The organism is Crossiella sp. CA198 (genome assembly GCF_052078295.1).
GTDB lineage: Bacteria > Actinomycetota > Actinomycetes > Mycobacteriales > Pseudonocardiaceae > Crossiella.
In genome coordinates, this window is sequence record NZ_JBQJIM010000017.1 from 151,164 (window position 1) to 176,463 (window position 25,300).

Below are 25,300 nucleotides of genomic sequence, written 5' to 3' on the forward strand. Positions count from 1 at the left end.
ATGCGACGGTTCGACCCACAGAGTCCCCGGTGGACGAACGACGTCCCGTGCGCCGCGCACTGGTGAGCGTCTCCGCCAAAGACGGCCTGCTTGAGCTGGCCACCGGCCTGCACGCGGCGGGCATCGAGATCGTCTCCACCGGCTCCACCGCGGCGCGGATCGCCGACGCCGGCGTGCCGGTGACCCCGGTGGAGGAGCTGACCGGCTTCCCCGAGTGCCTGGACGGGCGGGTCAAGACCCTGCACCCGCGAGTGCACGCGGGGCTGCTCGCCGATGTGCGGCGGCCCGAGCACGTCGAGCAGCTCGGGCAGCTCGGCGTGGCCCCGTTCGACCTGCTGGTGGTGAACCTGTACCCGTTCGAGTCCACGGTCGCCTCCGGCGCCGGGCCGGATGAGTGCGTGGAGCAGATCGACATCGGCGGCCCGGCGATGGTGCGCGCCTCGGCGAAGAACCACGCCAACGTGGCCGTCGTGGTCGACCCGGCCCGCTACGGCTGGCTGCTGGAGCAGATCCAGGCAGGCGGCTTCACCCTGGCCCAGCGCCAGCGGCTGGCCGCGCAGGCCTACCGGCACACCGCGAGCTACGACGTCGCGGTCGCCTCCTGGATCGGCAGCACGCTCGCGCCCGACGACGAGGGCTCCGGCTTCCCCGGCTGGGTCGGCGCGACCTGGCAGCGCGCCTCGGTGCTGCGCTACGGCGAGAACCCGCATCAGCAGGCCGCGCTGTACACCTCCGGCCACGGCGGTGGCGGGCTGGCCAGCGCGGAGCAGTTGCACGGCAAGGAGATGTCGTACAACAACTACGTCGACTCCGACGCCGCCTGGCGGGCCGCGCACGACCACGAGCTGCCCTGCGTGGCCATCATCAAGCACGCCAACCCGTGTGGCATCGCGGTCTCCACGCTGCCCGACGGGGACCCTGGCGCCATCGCGGACGCGCACCGGCGGGCGCACGCCTGCGACCCGGTCAGCGCCTTCGGCGGGGTCATCGCGGTCAACCGCGAGGTCACGGTGGAGCTGGCCGAACAGGTCGCGGAGATCTTCACCGAGGTGATCATCGCCCCCGGCTACGCCGACGGCGCGGTGGATGTGCTGGCACGCAAGAAGAACGTGCGCATCCTGGTGGCCGAGCCGCCGCGGCGCGGGGGCATCGAGCTGCGCCCGGTCTCCGGCGGGCTGCTCGTCCAGCAGGCCGACGCCATCGACGCCACCGGCGACGACCCGGCGAACTGGACCCTGGCCTGCGGCACGCCCGCGGACCAGGCCACCCTGACCGATCTGGCCTTCGCCTGGCGGGCCTGCCGCGCGGTGAAGTCCAACGCCATCCTGCTCGCCGCCGACGGGGCCACCGTGGGCTGCGGCATGGGCCAGGTCAACCGGGTGGACGCGGCCCGGCTCGCGGTCTCCCGCGCGGGTGAGCGGGCCAAGGGCGCGGTCGGCGCCTCGGATGCCTTCTTCCCGTTCCCGGACGGCCTGGAAGTGCTGCTGGCCGCCGGGGTGCGGGCCGTGGTGCAGCCCGGCGGCTCGGTCCGCGACGCCGAGGTCATCGCCGCCGCGGAGGCCGCCGGGGTCACCCTGTACCTCACCGGGACCCGGCACTTCGCACACTGAGTTCCGCCGCGGCGGTCGTGGTCAGCGCAGGGCATCCCGCGTGACCGCGACCGCCGCGGTCTTCAGGTCGTCCAGGTTCGGCTGGCGCTTGCTGAAGGTGCCCACGTCGAAGCCGCTGTAGGTGACCTTGACGAAGCCGTTCGCGTTGCGCGCGCCCACCTGGACCTCGACGGTGGTGATGCTGGTGGTGGCCGGCTTCTTCACCGCGAAGTAGGCCTCGTCGCCGACGCCGTCGAGCTTGTCCACCTGGTAGTCGCCGCCGGCGTAGCGCTTGGCCAGTTCCAGCCGCTCCACCAGGTCCTCGGCCCGCCGGGTGTCGGTGCTCTCGGTGGAGTCGGCCAGTTCGACCTGCAGGAAGCGCTGGCCCTCGCCGTCCTTGCCCTTGGTCTGCCGCCAGCCGCACCAGGCGATCTGGCTGCCGTTGTCGTACTTCCGCAGCTCGGCCTTGTCCGGGTTGGTGGTCCGGGCGCGCTCCTTGACCTGCCCGGACACCTTGTCGCACAACGGGTTCGAGCTGAGAGTGTTCGGCGAGGTGCCGTAGTCCTTGTGCGCGTACTCGTACTGGACGTAGGCGAAGATCCCGCCGCCGATGATCGCCAGCACCAGTACGACGAGCAGGATCACCAGCGGGATGGTGCTGCGATGCCTGCGAGGCTTCGGCATCCCCCAGCCGGGTGGTGGAACCGCGGTCATCAAACCCCCAGAGCGTGACGGTCGAACATCGTTCTGCCCGACAGTGTGGCGCTCGAACGTCAGTTCGAAAAAACGGGTGACGTCACTTGACCTTCACCCCCTCAACCCGATTAGATACTCCCATCGATCGAACACCTGTTCGATTGAGTCGAGGAAACCGGTGCCGGGGTTCCGGGGAACTCGATCAGCCGACTTCCCACGGCTTGGTGACGTGCACCTGGGTGCGTGCACGTGAACGTGGGAAGGCGGTGTTGAGGTGGCAGTTGCCTCGCTGGCAGCGCTCGCTGAGGTGGTCACGGCAAATGGGGTTGCCGTGACCACCGGCGATCGTGCCTTGGGGCGGATGCTGCCGGTGCGCGCGGAGCTGGCTGCCGTTCTCCCAGGGGGTGGCCTGCGCCGCGGCAGCACCGTAGCGGTGCGCGGGTCGACAGCACTCCTGCTGGGATTGCTGTCGACGGCCACCGCCGCCGGTTCCTGGGCCGCCGTGGTTGGGCTGCCGGGGCTGGGGCTCGTCGCCGCCGCGGAAGCGGGGGTGGCGGTACAACGCCTGGCCCTGGTACCACGGCCGCGCCGGGAATCGGCGGCGGTGACCGCCGCCCTGCTCGACGGCCTGGACCTGGTCGTCCTGGCGAACCCGGCCGCGCTCGCCCCCGCCCAGGCCCGCAAGCTGGAAGTCCGGGCCCGCCACCGTGGCTCGGTGCTGCTCGCCTTCGGCACCTGGCCGGGCGCCGACCTCCAACTGTCCTGTGTGGACATCCGCTGGCACGGCCTGGCGAACGGCCACGGCCAGTTCACCAACAGCGAACTGCTGATCGAGGTCAGCGGCAGACGCGCCGCCACCCGCCCCCGCCGCGACTGGCTGAGCTTGGCGGGACCGGGCACGCCACCACCGGATGAGTTCGGCGAGGTGGGCGTCGCGCCAGTGGGTGTTGCGGCAGTGGATGCCGCGGCGGGGAGAGGTCCCGCGGTGGTCGCCGCGGCAGGGAATGCCACGACGAGGGGCGTTGCGGCGGTAGGTGCTGCAACGGCGGGTGCTGCAGCGGTGGATGCGGCGACAGGTGCCGCGGTGACGGGTGCTGCGGTGACGGGTGCTGCTGCGGTGGGCATCGCAGCGGGTGCCGCGGCTGTGGGTGTTGCGGCGGCGGGCGTTTCGGGTGTGGGTGTCGCGGCGGACGCGGCGCTGGCGGGCTGATGATGGCGGCCGAACCGGGGGCGGGGCAGTCCGGCCGGGGTGGCGGCAGCACGGTGGGAGCCGCGCTGTCCGGGCCCGCGTTCTCCGAGCCTGAGTTGTCCGAGTCCGCGGTATCCGAGTCCGCGGTATCCGAGTCCGCAGTGTCCGAATCCGCGGTGTCCGAATCCGCAGTGTCCGAGGCCGTGCTGTCCGGGCCCGCGTCACCCGAGTCCGTGCCGTTGGCGCCGGAGCCGTTTGACCGGCGGGGTGGCCGCGGGCTGGCGGCCGAGGCGCCGGGATTCGTGTTCTCGGAGTCGAGACGACCTGGCCTGGGTGACGGGACTGGGCTGGAGTCCGGCTCGCCAGGATCCGCGCCGTCGGAGCCGGGGCAGTCCGGCCTGCCCGGCGGCGGGCCGGGGGCTGGGGCGGCCGCGTCGGGGCAGCCTGACCAGCGCGGTGGCCGCGGCTTGGTGCGCGGGGCAGCGGGAGCTTCGCCATCCCGCCAGCGTGGTGGCACCGGGGCGGCGGCAACCCCGCCGGGAGCCGAGCCGTCCGAGCCGGGCCACCCTCCTCGTCTTACCGGCGGTGGTACCGAGCCGGGCCACCCTCCCCGTCCTACCGGCGGCGGTACCGGGCTGGCGCGCTACGCCGGGCTCGCGCACCGGGTCCCGGAAGCCGCGCTGCCCGCGATCCCCGCTGGTTACCGCCCGCTGCGCCTGCTCGTGCTCTGGTGCCCGGACTGGCCGGTGACCGCCGCCATCGCCGCCGCCGGGCTCGACCCGCGCACCCCCTGCGCCGTGTTCGCGGGCGGCAAGGTGCTCGCCTGCTCGGTCACCGCGCGGGTGGAGGGCATCCGGCGTGGGTTGCGGCGGCGGGAGGCCGAGGGGCGCTGTCCGGAGTTGGTGGTGTTCGAGGACGACCAGACCCGGGATGCGCGGTTGTTCGAGCCGGTGGCGTCGGGGATCGAGGAACTCGCGCCGGGGATCGAGATCGTGCGGCCGGGGTTGGTCGCGTTGCCAGCCCAGGGGCCGGTGGGGTACTTCGGGGCGGCGGGGGCCGCGGAGCGGTTGGTGGACCAGGTGGGCGCGCTGGCGGGGGTGGAGTGCCAGGTCGGGGTGGCTGACGGGTTGTTCGCGGCGACGCTGGCGGCGCATCGGGGGGTGCTGGTGCCCGCGGGTGGGAGTCCGGAGTTCTTGGCGCCGTTGGGGATTGGCGAGCTGGACCAGCCTGCGGAGCGCCTGAGCGGCCGGGGGGAGCTGGTGGATTTGTTGCGGCGGCTGGGGTTGCGGTCGCTGGGGGAGTTCGGGGCGTTGCCGGAGCGGGAGGTGGCCTCGCGGTTCGGGGCGGGGGCGGTGCGGGCGCATCGGCTGGCGCGTGGGCTGGAGGAACGGCCCGCGGACCGGCGGTTGCCGCCTGCGGAACTGGCCGTGGCGCAGGTGCTGGATCCGCCGGTGGAGCGGGTGGACGCGGCGGCGTTCGCGGCGCGGGCGCTGGCCGAACAACTGCACACGCTGCTGACCGCGCGCGGGCTGGCCTGCACCCGGCTGGGCATCCAGGCCCGGACCGAGCACGGCGAGGAGCTGAGCCGGGTGTGGCGGTGTGCGGAACCGTTGACCGCCAACGGGATCGCCGACCGGGTGCGCTGGCAGCTGGACGGCTGGCTGCGGGCGGGCGGGCCCACCGCCGGGATCAGCCTGCTGCGGGTGGAGCCGGAGGAGGTGGTCGACGCCGGGGTGCTCCAGCTCGACCTGTGGAAGGGCGAGGGTGCCGCGCAACTGGCCGAACGCGCCGGGCGGGCCTTCGTCCGGGTGCAGGGGATGCTGGGGCCGGACGCGGTGTGCACCGGGGTGATCGGCGGTGGGCGTGGTCCTGGGGAGCGCGTCCGGCTGGTGCCCTGGGGGGATGAGCCGAGGGCCCGGCATGATCCGGAACCGCCGTGGCCGGGACAGTTGCCCGCGCCCTCGCCGACGCTGGTGCCGGAGGAGCCGGTGGCCGCGATCGTGCGGGATCGGCTCGGCAACCTGATCGGGGTCAGCGCGCGGCAGCGGATCAGCGGTGTGCCGTATGAGGTGACTGTCGAAAGTGGACGGTCGCGGCTGGTGACCGCCTGGGCCGGGCCGTGGACGGTGGAGGAGCGCTGGTGGCTGCCGCCGGAGCAGGGCGCGAACCGGGTGGCCCGATTACAGGTGCTGCTGGCCGACGGGCAGGCGCTGTTGCTGGCCTGTGTCAACGGGTCCTGGCAGGTGGAAGGGGTGTACGACTAGTGGGCTGGAACAACCCGCCGGTGAGCTGGCAGGAGTTCGAGCGGGCGCTGTCCGGCACGCCGAGGGACGAGGAACATCCCGGCGACGGTGGGGACAGCCCGGCCTGGACCCGCCGCCGCGCCGCCTACGAACCGGACCTGCCGCCCAGCCAGCTGCCGCCGCGGGTGCCCTACGCCGAACTGCACTGCCACTCCAACTTCAGCTTCCTGGACGGCGCCAGCCACCCGGAGGAACTGGCGGCCGAGGCGGCGCGGCTGGGGCTGACCGCGCTGGCCATCACCGACCACGACGGCATGTACGGCGTGGTGCGCTTCGCCGAGGCGGCCAGGGCGCACGGGCTGGGCACACTGTTCGGGGCCGAGCTGAGCCTGGGGCTGACCATGCCGCAGAACGGGATCCCGGACCCGGAGGGCAGCCACCTCCTGGTGCTGGCCCGGAACGCGCACGGCTATCGCTCGCTGTGCCGGGCGATCACCAAGGCGCACATGGCGGGGCAGGAGAAGGGCAAGCCGGTCTACGAGCTGGAAGACGTGGCCGCGCAGGCGGATGAGGACTGGCTGGTGCTGACCGGCTGCCGGAAAGGCATGGTGCGCCAGGCGTTGGCCACCGGTGGCGTTGACGCGGCCGGGCGGGAGCTGGACCGGCTGGTGGCGTTGTTCGGGCGGGAGCACGTGGTGGTCGAGCTGACCGATCACGGGCTGCCCGGCGACACCATCCGCAACGACCGGCTGGCCGGCCTGGCCGAGCGGGCCGGGTTGCGGGTGGTGGCCACCAACGCGGTGCACTACTCCGCGCCGCACCGGCACCGGCTGGCCACCGTGCTGGCCGCGGTGCGGGCCCGGCGCAGCCTGGACGAGATGGACGGCTGGCTGCCTGCCGCGGGAGCCGCGCACCTGCGCTCCGGCGCGGAGATGGCCGAGCGGTTCCGGCGCTATCCGACCGCGGTGCCCACCGCCGCCGAACTGGGCATCCGGTTGCGCTTCGACCTCAACAGCGTCAAACCGCGGCTGCCGCCCTACCCGGTGGGGCCGGGCCACGACGAGGACAGCTACCTGCGTGAACAGGTCTACCTGGGGCTGCGCAAGCGGGTCGCCGAGGGTGCGGAATTCGCCGCGCAGCGGCGGCAGGTCGAGCACGAGCTGGCGATGATCAAAGACCTCGGGTTCGCCGGGTACTTCCTGGTGGTGTGGGACCTGGTGCGGTTCTGCGTCAAGGCGGACATCCTGTGCCAGGGACGGGGATCGGCCGCCAACTCGGCGGTGTGCTTCGCCTTGGGCATCACGCACGCCGACCCGGTGAAGTACAAGCTGCTGTTCGAGCGGTTCCTCGCCCCGGCGCGGGACGGGCCGCCGGACATCGACCTGGACATCGAGTCCGACCGGCGGGAGGAGGTGATCCAGTACGCCTACGAACGCTACGGCCGCAGTCACGCGGCACAGGTGGCCAACGTGATCACCTATCGCGGCCGGTCCGCGGTGCGGGACACCGCGAAGGCACTGGGCTTCTCCACCGGCCAGCAGGACGCCTGGAGCAAGCAGATCGAGCGCTGGGGGCCGATGGAGTCCACTGTGGACGACACCGAGATCCCGTTGCCGGTGCTGGAGCTGGCCGCCGAACTCGAAGGCGCGCCACGGCATCTGGGCATTCACTCCGGCGGCATGGTGATCTCCGACGACCCGATCGGCGAGACCTGCCCGGTGGAGTGGGCCCGGATGGCGAACCGCAGCGTGCTGCAGTGGGACAAGGACGACTGCGCGGCCATGGGCCTGGTCAAGTTCGACCTGCTCGGCCTGGGCATGCTCTCCGCGCTGCACTACATGATCGACCTGGTCGAGCAGCACCACGACCGGAAGGTCACCCTGCACCAGCTCGGGCAGGACCTGGCCGATCCCGCGGTGTACGAGATGCTGTGCCGGGCCGACGCGATCGGCGTGTTCCAGGTGGAGAGCCGGGCCCAGCTGGCCACCCTGCCCCGGATGCGGCCGGAGAAGTTCTACGACCTGGTGGTGGAGGTCGCGCTGATCCGGCCCGGTCCGATCCAGGGCGGTTCGGTGCACCCCTACATCCGTCGCCGCAACGGCAAGGAGGAGGTCACCTTCGAGCACCCGCTGCTCGAACCGGTGCTGGCGAAAACCCTTGGCGTGCCGCTGTTCCAGGAGCAGCTCATGCAGATCGCGGTGGAGGTGGCCGGGTTCTCCGCGGCCGAGGCGGACGAACTGCGCCGGGCCATGGGGTCCAAGCGTTCCGGCGAGCGGATGGCCCGGCTCAAGGACCGGTTCTTCACCGGTATGGGACACAAGGGGATCACCGGCGAGCGCGCCCAGCGCATCTACGACAAACTGCTGGCCTTCGCCAACTTCGGCTTCCCGGAGAGTCACGCGCTCAGCTTCGCGCTGCTGGTCTACGCCAGCAGCTGGTTCAAGCTGTACTACCCGGCCGCGTTCTGTGCCGCGCTGCTGCGCGCCCAGCCGATGGGCTTCTACTCACCGCAGTCCCTGGTCGCCGACGCCCGGCGGCACGGGGTCACCGTGCTCGGCCCGGACATCAACGCCAGCCAACCGCAGGCCGGGCTGGAACCCGGTGAGCCGGACAAACCGGTGGTGCGACTGGGCTTGGCCGCGGTGCGCACGGTCGGTCTGCCCTTAGCCGAGCGGATCGTGGCCGAACGCGCCAAGGCGCCGTTCGTGGACATGGTCGACCTGGCCCGCCGTTGCCGGCTGAGCCTGCCGCAACTGGAGGCGCTGGCCACCTCGGGCGCGTTCAGTGGCTTCGGGCTGAGCCGCCGGGCCGCGCTGTGGGCCGCGGGCGCGGTGGCCAGGGAGGGACCGGAGAAACTGCCGGGCACCACGGTCGGCGACGCCGCGCCGCCGTTGCCGGGCATGGACAAGCTGGAACAGGCCATCGCGGACGTGTGGGCCACCGGGATCTCCCCGGACAGCTACCCGATCCAGTTCCTGCGCGGGAAACTGACCGAGCGGGGTGTGCTCAGCGCCGCCGAACTGTCCACTGTGGACAACGGGCGGCGGGTCGCGGTGGGCGGTGCGGTCACCCACCGGCAGCGCCCGGCCACCGCGGGCGGGGTCACCTTCCTCAACCTGGAGGACGAGACCGGCATGGTCAACGTGGTGTGCGTCCAGGGTGTGTGGGCCCGCTACCGCCGGATCGCCCGGACGTCCTCGGCGCTGGTGGTGCGCGGGGTGGTGGAGCGGGTCGGCACGGTGATCAGCCTGCGCGCGGAGCACCTGTCCGTGCTGGACCTGCGGATCCCGGTGCGCTCCCGCGATTTCCAGTGAGCGCACCGGGATGCCGGGTTCAGCGCATGGCCGCGGTGATCTCCTTGGCCCATTCCCACGGGCGGGCGGTGCCGCCGGGGTTGGCGTTGAAGTACTCCCAGCCGTCCACGCCGCCGAAGGTCGGATACTTGGCGACCAGCGCGCGGATGGTGGTCTTCAGTGTGTCCAGTTCCACGTACCCGCCGCAGGAGGCCGGGTTGGTGATCACGCCGGCGACCACCTTGGCCGCCGGGATGAGCTTGCGGTCGATGATGCGGTCGTAGCCGGTGGTGCTGGCCATGCTGCCCCAGCCGCAGTAGAACTGGGCGTTGAACCAGTCGATCTTGCTGCCGCGGTCCCGGTACAGCGTTTCGTAGTTGAAGCCGGAGATGTTGCCGCCGCCATACAGCGCGCTGGCCACCGGGGCCAGGGTGATGATGAAGCCGCTGCCGAAGTCGGTGCGCAGCGCATCGATCAGTTTGTTGATGCCAGCCTGGGACATCTTCTCCTCGACATCGAGGTCGACGCCGTTGAGCCCGTAGGTGGTGATCACGTTCTTCAGCAGCGGGTAGAAGGTGCCGAAGTCGCGTTCCAGGTTCGCGTAGGTGCCCTGGGCCGCGCCGCCGACCATGCCGATCACGTTGACACCGCGGTCCTGCATGGTCTTGAGGTCCCGCCACATCTGGGTGTAGCGCTCGTGCGCGGGCGGGTGGTCGTTGAGGTGCACCGAGGTGTCCGCGTTGAGGTGGATCGCGGCCACGATGAGGTCGGTGACCCCGGTGTTGTTGGTCAGCAACGGCAACGGCGAGACGTAGTCACCGGTGGCCCCGTTGCTGTACTGGGTCTGGTAGTAGACGACGGTGCGCTGGTAGGGCGCGGCCTGCGCGGGCAAGGCCATCGCCAGCAACAGGACCAGTGCCCCGCCTGCCGCCGTGAGCAGCTTGCGCATCAGTGATCTCCTTCGGTGACAGGGGTTCGAGGGAGTCGCACGGTGATGATCTCGAAGGGGCGCAGGCTCAGGTCGAACCCGTTGCCGGTCACCTCGAATTCGGTTGTCTCGTCCCAGCGGCGTTCCAGCAGGTCGGTGGAGTACGCGGCGGCGACCTCCGTGCCGAGGGCGAGCCGGGTCCTGGCGCGGCAGCCCAGGGCCTCGTAGAGCCGCAGGACCAGATCGCCGCTCTGGTCCTCGGCGAGCTTGACCGACTCGACCACCACGGCCGGGTTGTCCACGGTGACCAGCGGGCTGATGGCCGCGCCGGAACCGGGCACCACCCGCTCCGGCAGGTTGATCCGGTACCCGGCGCGCACCGCGTCGGCCTTGTCCGCGCCCACCACCAGCGCGTGCCGGAACCGGTGCACGCCGTGGTCGGTCTGCGGGTCCGGGAACCGCGGCGCGCGCAGCAGCGAGGCGCGGATGACGCTGACCGTGCCACCGCCCGCGCGGGCGCTCCGGCTGATGTCGTGGCCGTAGGTGGAGTCGTTGACCAGCGCCACCCCGTAGTCCGGTTCGCCGAGGTGCACCCAGCGGTGCGCGCAGATCTCGAACTTGGCCGCGTCCCAGCTGGTGTTGGTGTGCGTGGGCCGGTACACGTGCCCGAACTGGGTTTCCGCGGCCACCCGGTCGGACTGCACGTCCACCGGGAAGCTCAGCTTGAGGAACTTCTCCGTCTCGTGCCAGTCCACCTCGGTGTCGATCTCCACCGACCGGCTGCCCGCGCGCAGGGTGAGCAGCTGGGTGACGGTGGAGACGGAGAAGGACCGCTCGATCCGGATGGTGGCCAGCTCTGGTGAGTTGGTCTCCACGCTGACCGTCTTCGCCGCGGTCAGGTCGGTGACCTTGTTGCGGTAGAAGGAGTCCACGTCCCAGGCGTCCCACATGTTCGGGAAGTCCGGGTGCAGCTGCAACAGGTTCGCCCGCGCGCCGGGTGCGATCATCTCGCGGTCGGCGAGCTGGTCGTGGATCGAGCTGATCAGGCCATCGCCGTCCACGGTCACGGTGACGAACTCGTTGGCCAGCACCGTTGCATCGTCCACTGTGGACAGAGTGACCGGATGTCCGGTGAACTCACCGCGGGTCAGCGCGCCCGCGGCTGGGACCTCGGCGTGGGCGTGCGGGGCCGCGTTGAACACCACCGGCTGGGCCCCGGCCCCGGCCAGGGCCTGTTGCGCCGCACCGATGATCTCGTTCAGCTCGTCGGCGACCGCGGCGTAGGTCTCCTCGGCCTCCCGGTGCACCCAGGCGATCGAGGAGCCGGGCAGGATGTCGTGGAACTGGTTGGTGAGCACCAGTTTCCACAGCCGGTCCAGCCGCTCGTACGGGTAGGCCGCGTCCAGCCGGATCGCCGCGGTGGCCGCCCACAGCTCGGCCTCGCGCAGCAGGTGCTCGCTACGCCGGTTGCCCTGCTTGGTCTTGGCCTGGCTGGTGTAGGTGCCGCGGTGGAACTCCAGGTACAGCTCGCCCACCCACACCGGTGCGTCCGGGTACTCTTCCTCCGCCTTGCGGAAGAACTCACCCGGCGGTTCGACCGTGACCCGGGTCGAACCCTCCACATCGGACAGTCGAGCCGCGCGGGCCAGCATCTCGCGGGTGGGGCCGCCACCGCCGTCGCCCCAGCCGAACGGGACCAGCGAGCGGGTGGCCTTGCCCTTCTCCTGGTAGTTGCGCGCGGCGTGCGCCAGCTCCTTGCCGCTCAGCTCGGAGTTGTAGGTGTCCGCGGGCGGGAAGTGGGTGAAGATCCGGGTGCCGTCCAGGCCCTCCCACCAGAAGGTGTGGTGCGGGAACTTGTTGGTCTGGTTCCAGCTGATCTTCTGGGTGAGGAACCAGCGGGAGGCCGAGGCACGCACGATCTGCGGCATCGCCGCGGTGTAGCCGAAGGAGTCCGGCAGCCACACCTCGTTGGTCTCGATGCCGAAGCGGGAGCGGAAGTAGTTCTTGCCGTGCACGAACTGCCGGGCCATCGCCTCCGCGCCGGGCATGTTGGTGTCCGACTCCACCCACATCCCGCCGACCGGCACGAACTGCCCGTTCTCGATCTTCTCCTTGACCCTGGCGAAGACCTTCGGGTGGTGCTCCTCGATCCAGGCCAGCTGCTGCGCCTGGGACATCGCGAAGTGGAAGCCGGGGTGCTCGTCCATCAGGTTGGTCACGTTGGCGGCGGTGCGCGCGACCTTGCGCACGGTCTCCCGCAGCGGCCACAGCCAGGCCGAGTCGATGTGCGCGTGCCCGATCGCGGAGACCTGGTGCGCGCTGGTGTGCGCGGGACGGCTGAGCATGTCCACCAGTTCGGCGCGGGCCGCGCTGGCGGTGCCGTTGACATCCTGCAGGTCCACCGCGTCGATGGCGCGGTCCAGGGCGCGCAACAGTTCCCAGCGCCGGGCCTCGGTCAGCGGCAGCTCCAGCATGAGCTGGTAGAGCACCTCGATGTCCTGCACCAGGTGCCACACCTGGTGGTCGAACACGGCCAGGTCGGCCCGCGCGATCCGGTACAGCGGCGCGTCGCTGGAGGTGAGCCGGTCGCCCTCCTGGGTGGGCTGGAACGGGATGTAGTCCAGCAGCACCGGGTTGGCCGCGGCCTCCAGGTAGTAGACGACCTCCTCCCCGCCCTGGGCCGGATCGCCGACCGGCAGCCAGGTGTTGCGCGGGTTGAGGCCCTTCACCGGGGTGCCGTCGGCGCGGTAGGCCAGGCCCTCGCACTGGAACCCGGTCATCTTCTCGTCGAAGCCGAGGTCGAAGACCAGCTCCACGGCCAGTCCGGCCCATTCCGGCGGCACCGTGCCGGTGAGCCGGAACCAGCTGGTGCCCCAGGCCGGACCCCATTGCGCGCCAACGGCACTGGGCTCGTACTCGGCGGCGAGGCCCTCGGCCGCGGGCACCGGCTCACCGGGGGCGTGCCACACGGCGAGGTCGACGCCGACCGAGCTGGGGTAGACCGCGGGGCGGATCCGCTCCCGCAGCACCCGCTCGATCCGGCCCTCGATCAGCTTGTGGTCGTCATGCATGCTTGCTACTCCAGACGTCCGGCACGTGCACAACCTCGGAGATGCCGCGGGCGGCAAGGTGTTCGGCGTCGTGGGCGACCGATGCGCGCACGACGGCCGGTCGGGCGCCTTGCCGCGCCAGGCGCAGCCAGGCTTCGAAGAACTCCCCGCCGGGGCCACAGGTGGACCGGGCGGGCGCGGTGTGCTCGTCGCCGACGTCGAGCACCAGCGCGGTCTTGCGCACAATCCGTTGGGCAGGCGCGGTTTTCTGCGCGGCGACCGCGTCCGCGATGGCCTGCCCGGCGGGTTTGCGCTGGTTGTCGTTGGTGAACAGGCCGAGCCCGTACTCCAGTTCGGGGAAGTCGGCCAGCTCCCGGCTCACATCGTGCGAGCACCACCAGGTGATGCCCCACAGGTTCGGGCAGGACAGCGCGTTCGCCACGGTGGCCGCGGCGAACTCGCCCGCGCGTTCGGCCGGGATGTGCGGGGCGGGCGCGCCGACCTCCTGCAACCACACCGGATGGGCCGGATCGGTGGCCCAGGCGGCGGCCAGTTCGACCTGGTATTCGGCGTAGTGCGCGGTGGCCGCGGAGTCACCGCCGTAGCGCTGCGCGGTGCCGTTGAACACCCAGGAGTGCACGTTGGTGGCCGCGCCGATCCGGGCCGCGTGCGCCGGGGTGAACGGGTGCCCGTCCTGCAACCACACCGCGTCATAGGCGCAGTGCGTGTGGAACTTGCCGGGCGCGCCGTCCTCACAGGCCGCGAGGAGCTGGTGCAGCCACGACTCGGCCTGGTCCACGCCAACGGGATCCGGGTCCGGGTGCGGTTTGTCGGAGAACTGGTTGACCTCGTTGCCCAGCGTCATGCCGAGGAAGTTCGGCCGGTCCGCCAGCGCGGTGGCCAGCGTCTTGAGGTAGAAGGCTTCCCCGGCAACGACATCCGGGTCGGTGAACATGTTCCGCCGGTGCCAGCTCACCGTCCACGATGGACGGAAGTCGAAGCTGGACAGGTGACCCTGCAACCCGTCGACGGCCACGTCCAGACCACGTTCGGCTGCCGCGTCCACCACCGCCAGCAGATCCCGGACCGCGTTGCCGCGCACCAGGTTCCGGTTCGGCTGGAACACCGGCCACAGCGGGAACACCCGGATGTGGTCCAGGCCAAGGCCCGCGATCGAGTCCAGGTCCCGCCGCACCGCGTCCAGATCGAAGTCCAGCCAGTGGAAGAACCAGTCCCGCGCAGGTGTGTAGTTGACGCCGAATCGCACGCTCAACCCTTCACCGCCCCCTCACCGACCCCGCGGAAGAAGTACCGCTGCAGGCTCACGAACATCAGGATCAGCGGCGCCACGGCGATGATGGTGCCCGCCGCGACCAGCCGCTGGTCAAGGGCGAAGGTGCCCTTGAGGTAGTTGAGGCCGATGGTGAGCGTGTAGTTCTCCGGGTTGCTCAGCACGATCAACGGCCACAGGAAGTCGTCCCAGCTGAACATGAAGGAGAAGATCGCCACCACGGCCACCGAGCCCTTCACCGAGGGCAGCGCGATCCGGGTGAACCGCTGCCAGGCGTTCGCCCCGTCGATCACCGCGGCCTCCTCCACCGCCGCGGGCAGCGCGCTGAAGGCGTTGCGCATCAGCAACACGTTGAGCGCGCCGATCGCCCCTGGCAGCACCACCGCGACCAGCGTGTCGGCCAGGTTGAGGCTGCGCATCATCAGGAACAGCGAGACCAGGATCGCCTCACCGGGCACCAGCAGCGCCAGCAGGAAGGCCAGCACGGCGAAGCCCCGGCCGCGGAAACGCATGCGGGACAAGGCATAACCGGCCATCGACGCGCCGAGGCAGTTGAGCACCACGTTCGCGCTGGCCACCATCAGCGAGTTCAACGCGAAGTCCCACACCGGGACCACATCGGCGACCTTGCCGAAGTTGGCCAGCGTCGGATCGCTGGGCAGGAAGGCGGGCGGATAGCTGTAGATGTCCTCGCCGACGCCCTTGAGCGAGGTGGACAGCTGCCACAGGAACGGGCCGATGGACAGCAGCAGCACCGCCACCAGCACCAGGTAGCGGAGTACGAGCCGGATCCTCACGCCTCGTCCTCCTTCCGGTTCAGCCGCAGCACCAGCAACATCAGGCCGAGGGTGAGCACGAACAGCACCAGGCTCAGCGCGGAGGCGTAGCCGAGGTCGCCGTTGAGGCCGGTGGCCGTCTGGCGCATCAGCATCACCAGCGTGATGTCCGCGCCGCCGGGTCCGCCGGAGTTGCCGGAGAGGATGAAGATCTCGGCGAAGACCCGGAAGGCGGCCACCGCGGACAGCGCGGCCACCAGCACCATGGTGGAGCGGATGGTGGGCACGGTGATGGAAAAGAACCGGCGGATCGGCCCGGCCCCGTCCACCTCGGCCGCCTCGTGCAGTTCCTTGGGCACGTTCGCCAGCGCGGCCAAGTAGATGATCATGTAGTAGCCCAGGCCCTTCCACACCGTCACGACCATCGCGCTGATCAGCAGCAGCGTCTCGTCGGTGAGGAAGGGGATCGGCTCGGAGACGAGTTGCAGGCCCTGCAACAGGCTGTTCACCAGACCGCGGCTGTCCAGCAGCCAGGTCCAGATCAGCCCGACCACCACGATGGAGGCGACCACCGGGGTGTAGAAGGCCGAGCGGAAGAAGGTGATGCCCGGCACCTGCTTGCGCACCAGCAACGCCAGCAGCAGCGGCAGCACCACCAGTGCGGGCACCACGCCGACCACGTACAGCGAGGAGTTGGTGATCGCGGTCCAGAACTGCGGGTCGTCCAGCATCCGGACGAAGTTGTCCACCCCGGTGAACTGCCCGCCGCCGAGCGCGGTCGCGTCGGTGAAGGACAGCAGCACCGTGTTGAGGAACGGGTAGACGCTGAACAGCAGCACGACCGCCAGGCCGGGCGCGAGGAACAGCCAGGGCGTCAGCCACCACTCGCGCTTGACCGGCTTGCGCCGCTGGGTTAGCTCAGCCATTGGGGCGCAACAGCTTGTCGCTCTGCGCGACCGCGTTGTCCAGTGCCTGCTTCGCGGACTGCTTGCCCAGCATGGCGTTGGCGATCTCGTTGCGCAGGATGGTCTTCATCTGGTCGGAGAGCTGCACCGGGGTGTAGTTGACCGCATTGGCCAGCTGCTTGGCCGCGGCCACCCGGACCCGGCCGACGTCGGTGCCGTCCTCGGCGGTGAAGAAGCCGTCGTCCAGGGTGCCGGCGGTGCTCGGGAAGACCGTGACGATCTTGGCGAAGGCGAGCTGGTTCTTGGCGTTGGTGACGAACCGGGCGAAGGCGATCGCGGTCGGCTTGTTCTTGCTCTGCGCGGCGATGGACAGGCCCTGCAGGTACATGTTGGCCTTGCCGGTGTTGCTCATCGGCTCGGTGATGCCGATGTTGGCGTACAGGCCGGGCGCGTCGGTGCGGAACTTCTGCAGGTCGTAGGCACTGCCCGAGGACAGCGCGATCTGCTGGGCGAGGAACTTCGCGCCCGCGCCGGTGTAGGTGGCCGAGAGCGCCTCGGGCAGCAGCGCCTTGGCGTCGTACATGGCCTTGTACAGCTCGATCAGCTGCACGCCCTTGCTGTCGTTGAAGGTGAACCTGGTGCCGCCCTCGTCCATCAGCGGCACGCCGTACAGACCGAAGTCCTCGATGCCGGGGGTCTGGCCGAGCATGGCGACCTTGCCGCCGCTGACGCTGGCCAGCCGCAGCGCCTGTTCCTTCAGCTCGTCATAGGTCTTGGGCGGCCTGTTCGGGTCCAGGCCGTTCTGGCCGAAGAGCTGCTTGTTGTAGAAGTACGGGCCGGTGTTGAGGTACCAGGGGAAGCTCGCGTTGCGGCGCAGCGCCGGGTCGGGCGAGGGCATCACGTAGCCGGCCCAGGCGTTGGGCAGGTAGTCCTTCTTCGCCTCCGGCACCGCGGTGTCCAGGTCGAGCAGCAGCTTCTTCTGGTACAGCGGGTAGGCCAGGTCGGGCGAGAGGTTCATGATGTCGGGCAGCGTGCCGGCGGTGGCGTCCGCGCTCAGCTTGTCCGCGTAGCCGTCCGCGGGCTGGTCCAGCCACTCGACCTTGGTGCCGGGGTGCTGCTTCTCGAACTCGGCGATCAGGCCGGTGAAGTAGTCGCCGAACTTGCTCTTGAGGTTCCAGGTCTGGAAGCTGACCTGGCCCTTGATCTCACCGGTGACCGCCTGGTTGCCCGGTTGCTGCCCGGACCCGCCCAGTCCGCAGCCGGACAGCGCGAGCACCGTCGCCGTCATCGCGGCCAACACCGTTGTCGACCCTCTGGCAAGGCGCATGACGAGAACTCCTTCGGCGGGTTTCCGGGTGGGGTGAAAATTGCGCTGTCGATCGGGCTGAGTCAACACCGGAGAGTAGCCCTGTCCACTTTCTTGTCCAGTGCTTGACAGGCCGTGTTCACCCGCGCGACAGTGCCTGAACTAATGCGCTTTATCTCGGAATCGATAAACCGCTTTACTTCGGGAGGTGCACACCCGGTGGAGGCAGCCGCCAGACGGGTCACCATCAGGGACATCGCCCGAGCCGCGGGGGTCTCGGAGAGCGCGGTCTCGTTCGCGCTCAACAACCGGCCCGGCGTGTCCGAGCAGACTCGCCGGCGAATCCTGAAGGTGGCCGAGGATCTGGACTGGCGGCCGAACAGCGCGGCCCGCGCGCTGTCCGCGGCCAAGACCGACGTGGTGGGCCTGGTGTTCGCCCGGCCGGCCGCCACGCTGGGCGTCGAGCCATTCTTCCTGCAGCTGGTCTCCGGAATTCAGACCGCACTGGCCCGCAGTTCCACCGCGTTGCTCTTCCAGGTGGTCGAGGACCTTTCCGCCGAATGCGAGCTGTACCGCCGCTGGTGGGCCGAACGCCGGGTGGCCGGACTGCTCGTGGTGGACCCCCGGCTGGTCGACCCGCGCCCGGCGCTGCTGGCCAAACTGGGTGTGCCCGCGCTGGTGATAGGAGGCCCGTGCCCCGGTGGCACGCCCAGCATCTGGGTGGACGACGCGGCCGCGATGGGCGCCATCGTCGATCACCTGGTTGGCCTGGGCCACCGCCGGATCGCGCACATCGCCGGCCTGCCCAGGCTGATCCACACCGAACGCCGGGTCCGCTCCTTCCAGCAGGCCATGCAACGGCACGGCCTGACCGCGGAACCTTCGCTGGCCACCGACTACAGCGTCGAAGCGGGTGCCGGGGCCACCCGCAGGCTGCTCACCGCGTCCGAACGCCCCACCGCGGTCATCTACGACAACGACGTGATGGCGGTGGCGGGCATGAGCGAGGCCAGCAAACTCGGTGTGCGGGTGCCTGCCGAGCTGTCCATCGTCGCCTGGGACGACTCCGCGCTCTGCCGCCTGACCCACCCCCAGCTCACCGCGCTGGTCAGGGACACCGCGGCCTTCGGCGCCCGCGCCGCCCGGCGGTTGCTCGGGCTGGTCGGCGGACTGCCCGCGCAGGACGTGCAGGACGAGCTGCCTAGGCTGGAGCCGAGGGGGAGCACCGCACCGCCTGTCGGGGGTAGCGGCTAGCGTCAGCGGGGTGCGGTGGGGCGGGAGCGAGACGAGGGGTGGCCCAGTGCTCGCCCTTCCCTCCGGGGTTACCCCGGGGAGCAGTGTTTTAGCTGGTCAGTGCGCCCCGCGTGGTTCGGTACGCTCCGCGTGCAGGCCCCACGCGGCTGACGATGGCAGAGGTCGCCCCGCCCCGCCGCACACCTCTGGGCGGCACCCGCTGGCCGCGCAGGTCCGGCTCGCCGCCCGCCGCCCGGGTCCACTTCCGGCGGCCGCCCGATGACCGCACCCGACCTGCTGCACATCGCGCACACCGCCCTCTCCGGTGCCTGGACCCGCGCTGAGCTGGCCACCCGCCTGGCCGGGATCCCGCTGCACGCCGCGCCCAACCCCGACCCCGAGGCCCTCGCCGCCCGGCTGGTCGACCTCAGCCCGAGCCCGTTCTTCGGCCCGCCCGAAGCCCTGGCCCGCCTGCTCGCCGACCTGCCCCGCCAGGCCGAGCCCCCAGCCCCGCCGCGCCCACGCTGGCGAGCCGAGGTCCCACGCTGGGAGACCCCGGCCGACCTGGCCGCCGCCCTGCGCCTGACCCCCGGCGAACTCGACTGGTTCGCCGACGCCCGCACCTGGAACCGCCGCGCCGCCACCCCGCTGCGCCACTACCGGCACCACTGGCTCGGCCGCCGCCCGCTCGAAGTCCCCAAACCCCGCCTCGCCGAGATCCAGCGCAGGCTCACCCGCCTGCTGCTGGCCCACCTCCCGGTGCACGAGGCCGCGCACGGTTTCCGCCCCGGCCGCTCCGCCGTCACCTTCGCCGCCCCGCACGCCGGGCAGCCCCTGGTCGCCCGGTTCGATCTGGCCGGGTTCTTCACCTCGATCACCGCCGCCCGGTTGCGCGCCTACTTCCGCCACCTCGGCTACCCGGGCAACCTCGCCGTCGCCCTCACCGGCCTGCTCACCACCGCCACCCCGCCCGAAGTCCTGCGCGCCGCACCACCGGGCCCCGAGCGTCATCGGCTGGCCGTCCCGCACCTGCCGCAGGGCGCGCCCTCCTCGCCCGCCATCGCCAACGCGCTGGCCGCGCGGCTGGACCGCCGCCTGGCCGGGCTGGCCGCGCGGATCGGCGCGAACTACACCCGCTACGCCGACGACCTGGCCTTCTCCGGTGACCTGCCGGTGGACCGGCTGCGCGCCGGGGTGCGGCGGATCGCGGCGGACGAGGGGTTCCGGCTGCACCCCGGCAAGACCCGGATCGCGGCGGCGCACCAGCGGCAGAAGCTGGCGGGGCTGGTGGTCAACGTGCGACCCGCGGTATCGCGCCAGGACTACGACCGATTGCGGGCGGTGCTGCACAACTGCGCGCGGACCGGCCCGAGCGCGCAGAACCACGCCGGGCACCCTGACTTCCGCGCGCACCTGCTGGGCCGGATCGGCTGGGTCGGGGCCACCCACCCGGCACGGGCGGCGCGGCTGCGCGCGATCTTCGACACCATCCACTGGGGGCAGGCGTGACCGAGACGATCACCGGCGAGAGCTACGCGGACGCGGTGCTGGGCAGGCAGAGCTGGACCGGGCGGCACTTCCTCGCCTGCGATTTCACCGAGGCGGACCTGCGCGGGCTGATCACCGCGAACTGCACCTTCACCGACTGCCTCTTCGCGGGCACCGACCTCGGCGAGTCCAAGCACACCGCGAGTGCCTTCCGCAGCTGCACCTTCCGCGGCGCGGTGCTCAGTGAGTCCACAATGGACAATTGTTCGCTGGTCGGCTCCAGTTTCGAGCGGTGCAGGCTGCGGCCGTGGACCCTGCGCGAGAGCGACCTCTCGCTGACCGCGCTCGGCGGCGCGGACCTGCGCAGGCTGACCCTGCGCGGCATCCGGTTCCGCGAGGCCAACCTGGTCGAGGCCGACCTGCGGCACGCCGACCTGACCGGCGCGGACCTGATGGGCGCCCGGATGCAGGCTGCCAAGCTCGGCGAGGCCGATCTGCGCGAGGCCCGGCTGGACGCGCACGCCCTGGTGCAGGCCCAGCTGGTCGGCGCGCGGGTGGACCTGGGGACCGCGGTGGCCTTCGCCGCCGCGCACGGCCTGGTCGTGGACTGACCCCGGTGCTCAAGCCCTACCGCGAGTTACTCCGGGTCCCGCACCTGGGACCGATCCTGTTCCTGTCCGTGCTCGGCCGGGTACACGCCACCGGCGCCTCGCTCGCGCTGACCTTCCTGGTGGTGTCCTGGACCGACTCCTACGCGCTGGCCGGACTGGTCATCGGCGCGCTCACCCTCGGCAACGGGGTATCCGGACCGTGGCGGGGCAGGCTGGCCGACCGCCGGTCCGCGCCCCGGCTGCTCACCACCACCTGCCTGCTCTACGCCGCGGGCATGATCGCCATGCTGTGTCTGCCCGGCTGGGCCTGGCCTGCCGCGCCGGTGCTCGCGCTGCTGATCGGCCTGAGCACGCCGCCGGTCGGCCCGGTCGCCCGCGCCGCCTACACCCGGCTCGCCGACGGCACGACCCGGTCGGCGGTGTTCGCGGCCGAGGCCACCCTGTTCGAGCTGGCCGTGATGAGCGGTCCGCTGCTGGCCGCGCTGACCGTCGGCCTGGCCGGGCCACGCGCCGCGGTCGGGCTGATCGCCGCACTGGCACTGGCCAGCGTGCTCTCCTTCGCCGCCGCGCTGCGCAGGGCAGGCCTCGGCGAGCCCGCGCCAAAGGCGGCCGGGACCGCGGTGACCAGCGGCTCGGTGCTGGCGGTGCCGGGGCTGACCCCGGCGCTGCTCGCGGCGATGCTGCTGATGATGGGCTTCTCCAGCGTGAACCTGGTGATCATCGCGGTGGGCCGGGAGCTGGCGCTGCCCGCGGTGGCAGGCGCGCTGGTCTCGGTCTGGGCGATCGGCTCGATGATCGGCGGACTGGTCGCGGGCGGCCGCACCGGCACACCCCGGTACGTGCTGCGGATGGCCCTGCTCACCGCGGGCGTGGCCATCCTGGTGCCCGCGCTGCCGCCGCTGAGCACCGCCTCGCCGGTGCTGATCGGCGCCCTGCTCGCGATCGGCGGGCTGGCCATCTCACCCACCGTGGCCGCGGCCAACCAGCGCATCGGCGAACTCGCCCCGGCCGACCGGGCCGCCGAGGCCTTCGGCTGGCTGGCCAGTTTCACCACCACCGGCACCGCGCTGGCCGCCCCGTTCGCCGGCTGGCTGCTGGACACCGTCGGTCCGGCCGCCGCCGCTGGTGGCGCGGCAGTGGCCGCGTTGATCGCCACCCTGTCCGCGCTGATCTCCACCCGCCGTAAGCCCCAGGGCTTGTCCGCGGAGCCACGCAAGCGATAGCCGCGTCGAGGCGGCCCCTGGCGGCACGGCCGGACCGCCCGAATACGCCCGGTATGAGGGCGGCCCGTCCGCACCGCCAGGAACCACCTCGATCACGACTCTCGCCCACGCGGCTCCGCGGACAAGCCCAGAAAAATCGAGCGCGAAATGTCGGACCCCCTGGCCACACTGGGCTGGTGCTCCGTCCCTACCGGCAACTGCTCGCCGTCCCCCACCTGGCCTCGTTGCTGGTCTGGTCGGTGCTCGCCCGCATGCACTACACCGGCACCTCCATCGCACTGACCTTCCTGGTGGTCGAGTGGACCGACTCCTACGCGCTGGCCGGTCTGGTGATGGGCGCGCTGACCGTGGGCAACGGCGTGTCCGGGCCGTGGCGTGGCCGGATGGCCGACCGGACCTCGGCGCCGCGGCTGATCGTGATCACCGTGCTCTGCTACGTCACCGGGCTGGCCGTGCTGGTCGTGCTGCCCGCCTCGGCCTGGTACGCCGCACCGGTCATCGCCTTTCTCGCCGGGCTGAGCATGCCGCCTGCCACGCAGGTGGTGCGCGGCGCGTTCACCAGGATCGAGGACAGCCAGGCGCGCACCGCCGCCTACGGCGCGGAGGCCACCCTGTTCGAGCTGACCTTCATGCTCGGCCCGGTGCTCACCGCCTTCGCGGTCGGCGCGCTCGGTCCGCGCTGGGCACTCGGACTGATCGCGGTGGTCGCGCTCAGCGCCAACCTGGCCTTCGCCGTGGTGCTGCGGCAGGCCGGGATGGACCAGCCCGCGCCGCGACCCGCCCTGGCCGCCGGGACCCGGCGGCGCTCGGTGCTGGTCACGCCCGGCCTCGCCCTGACGCTGGGCGCCTCGCTGTTCCTGGTGATGGCCTTCACCATGGTCGACCTGGCCATCGTGGCGCTGGGCCGGGAACTGAACATGCCCACCGTGGCCGGTGCGCTGATCGCGGTGTGGGCGGTGGGCTCGCTGGCCGGTGGCCTGATCGCGGGCGGACTGCGCGGGCAGCCGCGGCCCGCGCTGCGCACGGCGCTGGTCGGGGTCGGCATGGCCGCGCTGATCCCGGTGCTGCCACCGGTGCTGGACCCGACCTCGCCGGTGCTGATCGGCCTGATCCTGGCCATCGGCGGCCTGGCCATCGCGCCCACCATCTCCGCGGGCAACCAGCGCATCGGCGACCTGGCCCCGGAGGGCCGCGCCGCCGAGGCGGTCGGCTGGATGGCCAGCTTCACCACCACCGGCGGCGCACTGGCCGCCCCGCTGGCCGGCTGGCTGCTGGACCGCTTTGGCCCGGCCGCCGCAGCCGGGGGCGCCGCGATCGTGATGGTCTTCGCCACCGCGATGATGGCCTGGTCGGTCACTGTGGTCCGGCGCACAACCCCAGCGGCTGACCAGCGCGAATCCGAGGCGTCCGACGCGGTGTGAGCAAACATGGGATGACCTGGCCACGAAGTTGTGCTGGGCTGGGCGTGATGACCACCGCCGCACCGCCCCGGACCACCGCACCCCAGGTCAGCCCGCGCGCCAAGCTGCTCGGGCTGTTCGGCGCGGCAGGCATCGGCGTGCTGATCGTGCTGCAGTCCCGGCTCAACGGCGAACTCGGCAGGCGGATGCAGGACGGCATCGGCGCCGCGCTGATCTCCTTCGGCAGCGGGCTGCTGCTGGTGCTCGCGCTGATCCTGGTGCTGCCCGGCAGCCGCCGGGCCACCCGCCGGGTCGGCCAGGCCCTGCGCACCGGTCAACTGCGCTGGTGGCAGACCCTGGGCGGACTGTGCGGCGCGCTGCTGGTGTTCTCCCAGGGCGTGGCGGTGGCCTCGCTCGGCGTCGCGGTGTTCACCGTGGCGGTGGTGGCCGGACAGGCGCTGAGCAGCCTGGCGGTGGACCGCGCGGGCCTCGGCCCGGCCGGTCCGCAGCCGCTGACCGCGACCCGGATCACCGGCGCGCTGCTCGCGGTCCTCGCCGTGCTGGTCGCGGTGTCCGAACGGCTGGGCAACCCTGGCACGCTGGCGCTGGCCGTGCTGCCGCTGCTGGCCGGTATCGGCATGGCCTGGCAGCAGGCGCAGAACGGCCAGGTCAAGGAGGTCGCGGGGGCCGCGTTGCCGGCCGCGCTGGTCAACTTCCTGGCAGGCACCGCCGCGCTGCTGGTGCTCGGCCTGATCCACTTCGGCATCGCCGGCCTGCCCGCCGAACTGCCCGGCGACCCGGTGCTCTACCTCGGCGGCGTGGTCGGCGTGGCCTTCATCGCCGGGGCCGCCGCACTGGTCAGGGTCACCGGCGTGCTGCTGCTCGGCCTCGGCTCGGTGGCCGGGCAACTGCTCGGCGCGCTCGCCCTGGACCTGCTCCTGCCCGCCGACGGCGCGCACCTGTCCGCGCTGGCCGTCACCGGCACCCTGCTGACCCTGCTCGCGGTCGGCGTGGCCGCGCTCCCCAAGCGCGATTGAGTCACAAACCGGTTACGGTGCGTTGCCGCCCGGGGTCGCGGTGTGGGACCACGGAGACATGAGCCTGAAGGTCGGTGACGTGGTCGAAGTCCTTGGCGCGCAAGAGATTCTGGCGACACTGGACGAACGCGGCGAACTGGACGAGCTGCCGTTCATGCCGGAGATGCTCCGTTACTGCGGGCAGCGGATGACCGTGCACAAGGTGGCCCACAAGCTGTGCGACTCGATCACCCAGACCGGGCTACGCCGGATGGCCCGCGCGGTGCACCTGACCGGCGCGCGCTGCGACGGCTCCGCGCACGGCGGCTGCCAGACCGCCTGCTCGCTGTACTGGAAGGAGGACTGGCTGCGCCGGATCGAACCCGGTCAGCTCAACCTCCGCAGGCCCGAACCGGCGGGCAAACCGAACCTGCCGCTGCTGGTCAACGCCACCACCAAGGGCGCGGACCCCGACGGCGAGGCCCGCTACTCCTGCCAGGCCACCGAACTGCTGCGGGCCGCGCCGATCTGCATGCCGGTGCTCAGCCTCGGCCAGTACCTCACCGATGTGCGCACCGGCAACGTCGGCCCGCTGCTGGCCCTGCGCGGACTGCTGGTCGGGGTGTTCAACCGGATCCAGGTGGAGACCCGCAAACGCCTGCCGGCCAAGGTGCTGTTCAAGGGCGGCCGGAACTGGGGCTTCCTCAACGCGGGCAAGCCGGGCAAGACCCCCAGCGTCAAGCTCAACCTGCGACCGGGCGAGCTGGTGCGGATCCGGTCCAGGGCGGAGATCGAGGCCACCCTGGACGACAACCTGCGCAACCGCGGCATGAGCTTCGACGAGGAGATGGCGCACTTCTGCGGCCGCACCGCCAGGGTGCTGGCCAGCGTGGACCGCTGCATCGACGAGCGCACCGGCCGGATGCTGCACCTGGGCAACCCGTGCATAGTGCTGGAGGGCGTGATCTGCCTCGGGCTCTACAACGGCAACTGCCCGCGCGAGTTCGTCCCGTTCTGGCGGGAGATCTGGCTGGACCGGGTCGAGCAACCCAGCACCACATGA

18 protein-coding genes are annotated in these 25,300 nt (G+C 71.5%); 11 read left to right on the forward strand and 7 right to left on the reverse strand.

Translation table 11 applies throughout. The annotated features are described in order from the left end of the window. Positions 1–29: 29 nt before the first annotated feature. On the forward strand, positions 30–1,610 hold the full coding sequence (gene purH, locus ACTOWY_RS27865; RefSeq protein WP_441312575.1) for a bifunctional phosphoribosylaminoimidazolecarboxamide formyltransferase/IMP cyclohydrolase: 1,581 nt from the start codon (positions 30–32) through the stop codon (positions 1,608–1,610). Between the two features lie 21 nt (positions 1,611–1,631). On the opposite strand, the gene ACTOWY_RS27870 is transcribed toward purH, so the two are convergent. After that, on the reverse strand, positions 1,632–2,273 hold the full coding sequence (locus ACTOWY_RS27870; protein ID WP_441312576.1) for a hypothetical protein: 642 nt from the start codon (positions 2,271–2,273) through the stop codon (positions 1,632–1,634). 343 nt (positions 2,274–2,616) lie between these two features. Between ACTOWY_RS27870 and ACTOWY_RS27875 the strand changes: the two genes are divergently transcribed. From ACTOWY_RS27875 to ACTOWY_RS27885, 3 genes are all read left to right on the forward strand, one after another. Continuing rightward, positions 2,617–3,495 (forward strand): hypothetical protein, encoded by an 879-nt coding sequence (locus ACTOWY_RS27875; protein ID WP_441312577.1) that lies wholly within the window; start codon positions 2,617–2,619, stop codon positions 3,493–3,495. A 725-nt stretch (positions 3,496–4,220) separates the two neighbouring features. Beyond that, a complete protein-coding gene (locus ACTOWY_RS27880; RefSeq protein WP_441312578.1) occupies positions 4,221–5,738 on the forward strand; it encodes a DNA polymerase Y family protein in 1,518 nt (505 codons plus the stop codon). Then, positions 5,738–9,031: an error-prone DNA polymerase gene (locus ACTOWY_RS27885; protein ID WP_441312579.1), complete on the forward strand. Its 3,294-nt coding sequence runs from the start codon at positions 5,738–5,740 to the stop codon at positions 9,029–9,031. The genes ACTOWY_RS27880 and ACTOWY_RS27885 overlap by 1 nt, the downstream gene beginning before the upstream one ends. 19 nt (positions 9,032–9,050) lie before the next feature. Here the strand turns inward: ACTOWY_RS27885 and ACTOWY_RS27890 are convergent, their stop codons facing one another. From ACTOWY_RS27890 to ACTOWY_RS27915, 6 genes are read right to left on the reverse strand one after another with little or no spacing between them, the layout of a single operon-like run. After that, a complete protein-coding gene (locus ACTOWY_RS27890) occupies positions 9,051–9,959 on the reverse strand; it encodes a glycosyl hydrolase family 18 protein (RefSeq protein WP_441312580.1) in 909 nt (302 codons plus the stop codon). Beyond that, complete coding sequence (locus tag ACTOWY_RS27895) at positions 9,959–13,009, reverse strand: alpha-mannosidase (RefSeq protein WP_441312581.1); 3,051 nt, start codon at positions 13,007–13,009, stop codon at positions 9,959–9,961. The genes ACTOWY_RS27890 and ACTOWY_RS27895 overlap by 1 nt, the downstream gene beginning before the upstream one ends. Next, positions 13,002–14,255, reverse strand: a complete 1,254-nt coding sequence (locus tag ACTOWY_RS27900; RefSeq protein ID WP_441312664.1) for a glycoside hydrolase 5 family protein — start codon at positions 14,253–14,255, stop codon at positions 13,002–13,004. Before ACTOWY_RS27900 ends, ACTOWY_RS27895 begins: the two co-directional genes overlap by 8 nt. A 2-nt stretch (positions 14,256–14,257) precedes the next feature. After that, complete coding sequence (locus ACTOWY_RS27905; protein ID WP_247755670.1) at positions 14,258–15,076, reverse strand: carbohydrate ABC transporter permease; 819 nt, start codon at positions 15,074–15,076, stop codon at positions 14,258–14,260. Next, positions 15,073–15,981 (reverse strand): carbohydrate ABC transporter permease, encoded by a 909-nt coding sequence (locus ACTOWY_RS27910; RefSeq protein WP_441312582.1) that lies wholly within the window; start codon positions 15,979–15,981, stop codon positions 15,073–15,075. Before ACTOWY_RS27910 ends, ACTOWY_RS27905 begins: the two co-directional genes overlap by 4 nt. Further along, the gene (locus ACTOWY_RS27915) at positions 15,974–17,287 is read right to left on the reverse strand and encodes an extracellular solute-binding protein (protein WP_441312583.1); all 1,314 of its coding nucleotides are present in this window, start codon (positions 17,285–17,287) and stop codon (positions 15,974–15,976) included. The genes ACTOWY_RS27910 and ACTOWY_RS27915 overlap by 8 nt, the downstream gene beginning before the upstream one ends. Positions 17,288–17,485: 198 nt before the next feature. Here ACTOWY_RS27915 and ACTOWY_RS27920 point away from each other — a divergent pair, with 198 nt between their 5' ends. The 7 genes from ACTOWY_RS27920 to ACTOWY_RS27950 all read left to right on the forward strand — a co-directional run bounded on the left by ACTOWY_RS27920 (position 17,486) and on the right by ACTOWY_RS27950 (position 25,300). Next, the gene (locus ACTOWY_RS27920; protein WP_441312584.1) at positions 17,486–18,520 is read left to right on the forward strand and encodes a LacI family DNA-binding transcriptional regulator; all 1,035 of its coding nucleotides are present in this window, start codon (positions 17,486–17,488) and stop codon (positions 18,518–18,520) included. Positions 18,521–18,778: 258 nt separating this feature from the next. Then, complete coding sequence (locus ACTOWY_RS27925) at positions 18,779–20,008, forward strand: reverse transcriptase family protein (protein WP_441312585.1); 1,230 nt, start codon at positions 18,779–18,781, stop codon at positions 20,006–20,008. Then, complete coding sequence (locus ACTOWY_RS27930) at positions 20,005–20,598, forward strand: pentapeptide repeat-containing protein (RefSeq protein ID WP_441312586.1); 594 nt, start codon at positions 20,005–20,007, stop codon at positions 20,596–20,598. The genes ACTOWY_RS27925 and ACTOWY_RS27930 overlap by 4 nt, the downstream gene beginning before the upstream one ends. Positions 20,599–20,603: 5 nt before the next feature. Then, positions 20,604–21,821, forward strand: a complete 1,218-nt coding sequence (locus tag ACTOWY_RS27935; RefSeq protein ID WP_441312587.1) for an MFS transporter — start codon at positions 20,604–20,606, stop codon at positions 21,819–21,821. 176 nt (positions 21,822–21,997) lie between these two features. Next, on the forward strand, positions 21,998–23,242 hold the full coding sequence (locus tag ACTOWY_RS27940; RefSeq protein WP_441312588.1) for an MFS transporter: 1,245 nt from the start codon (positions 21,998–22,000) through the stop codon (positions 23,240–23,242). A gap of 47 nt (positions 23,243–23,289) precedes the next feature. Continuing rightward, positions 23,290–24,258 carry a DMT family transporter gene (locus ACTOWY_RS27945; protein ID WP_441312589.1) on the forward strand — a complete coding sequence of 323 codons (969 nt, stop codon included), beginning with the start codon at positions 23,290–23,292 and terminating at the stop codon, positions 24,256–24,258. A gap of 58 nt (positions 24,259–24,316) precedes the next feature. Next, a complete protein-coding gene (locus ACTOWY_RS27950) occupies positions 24,317–25,300 on the forward strand; it encodes a hypothetical protein (protein WP_441312590.1) in 984 nt (327 codons plus the stop codon).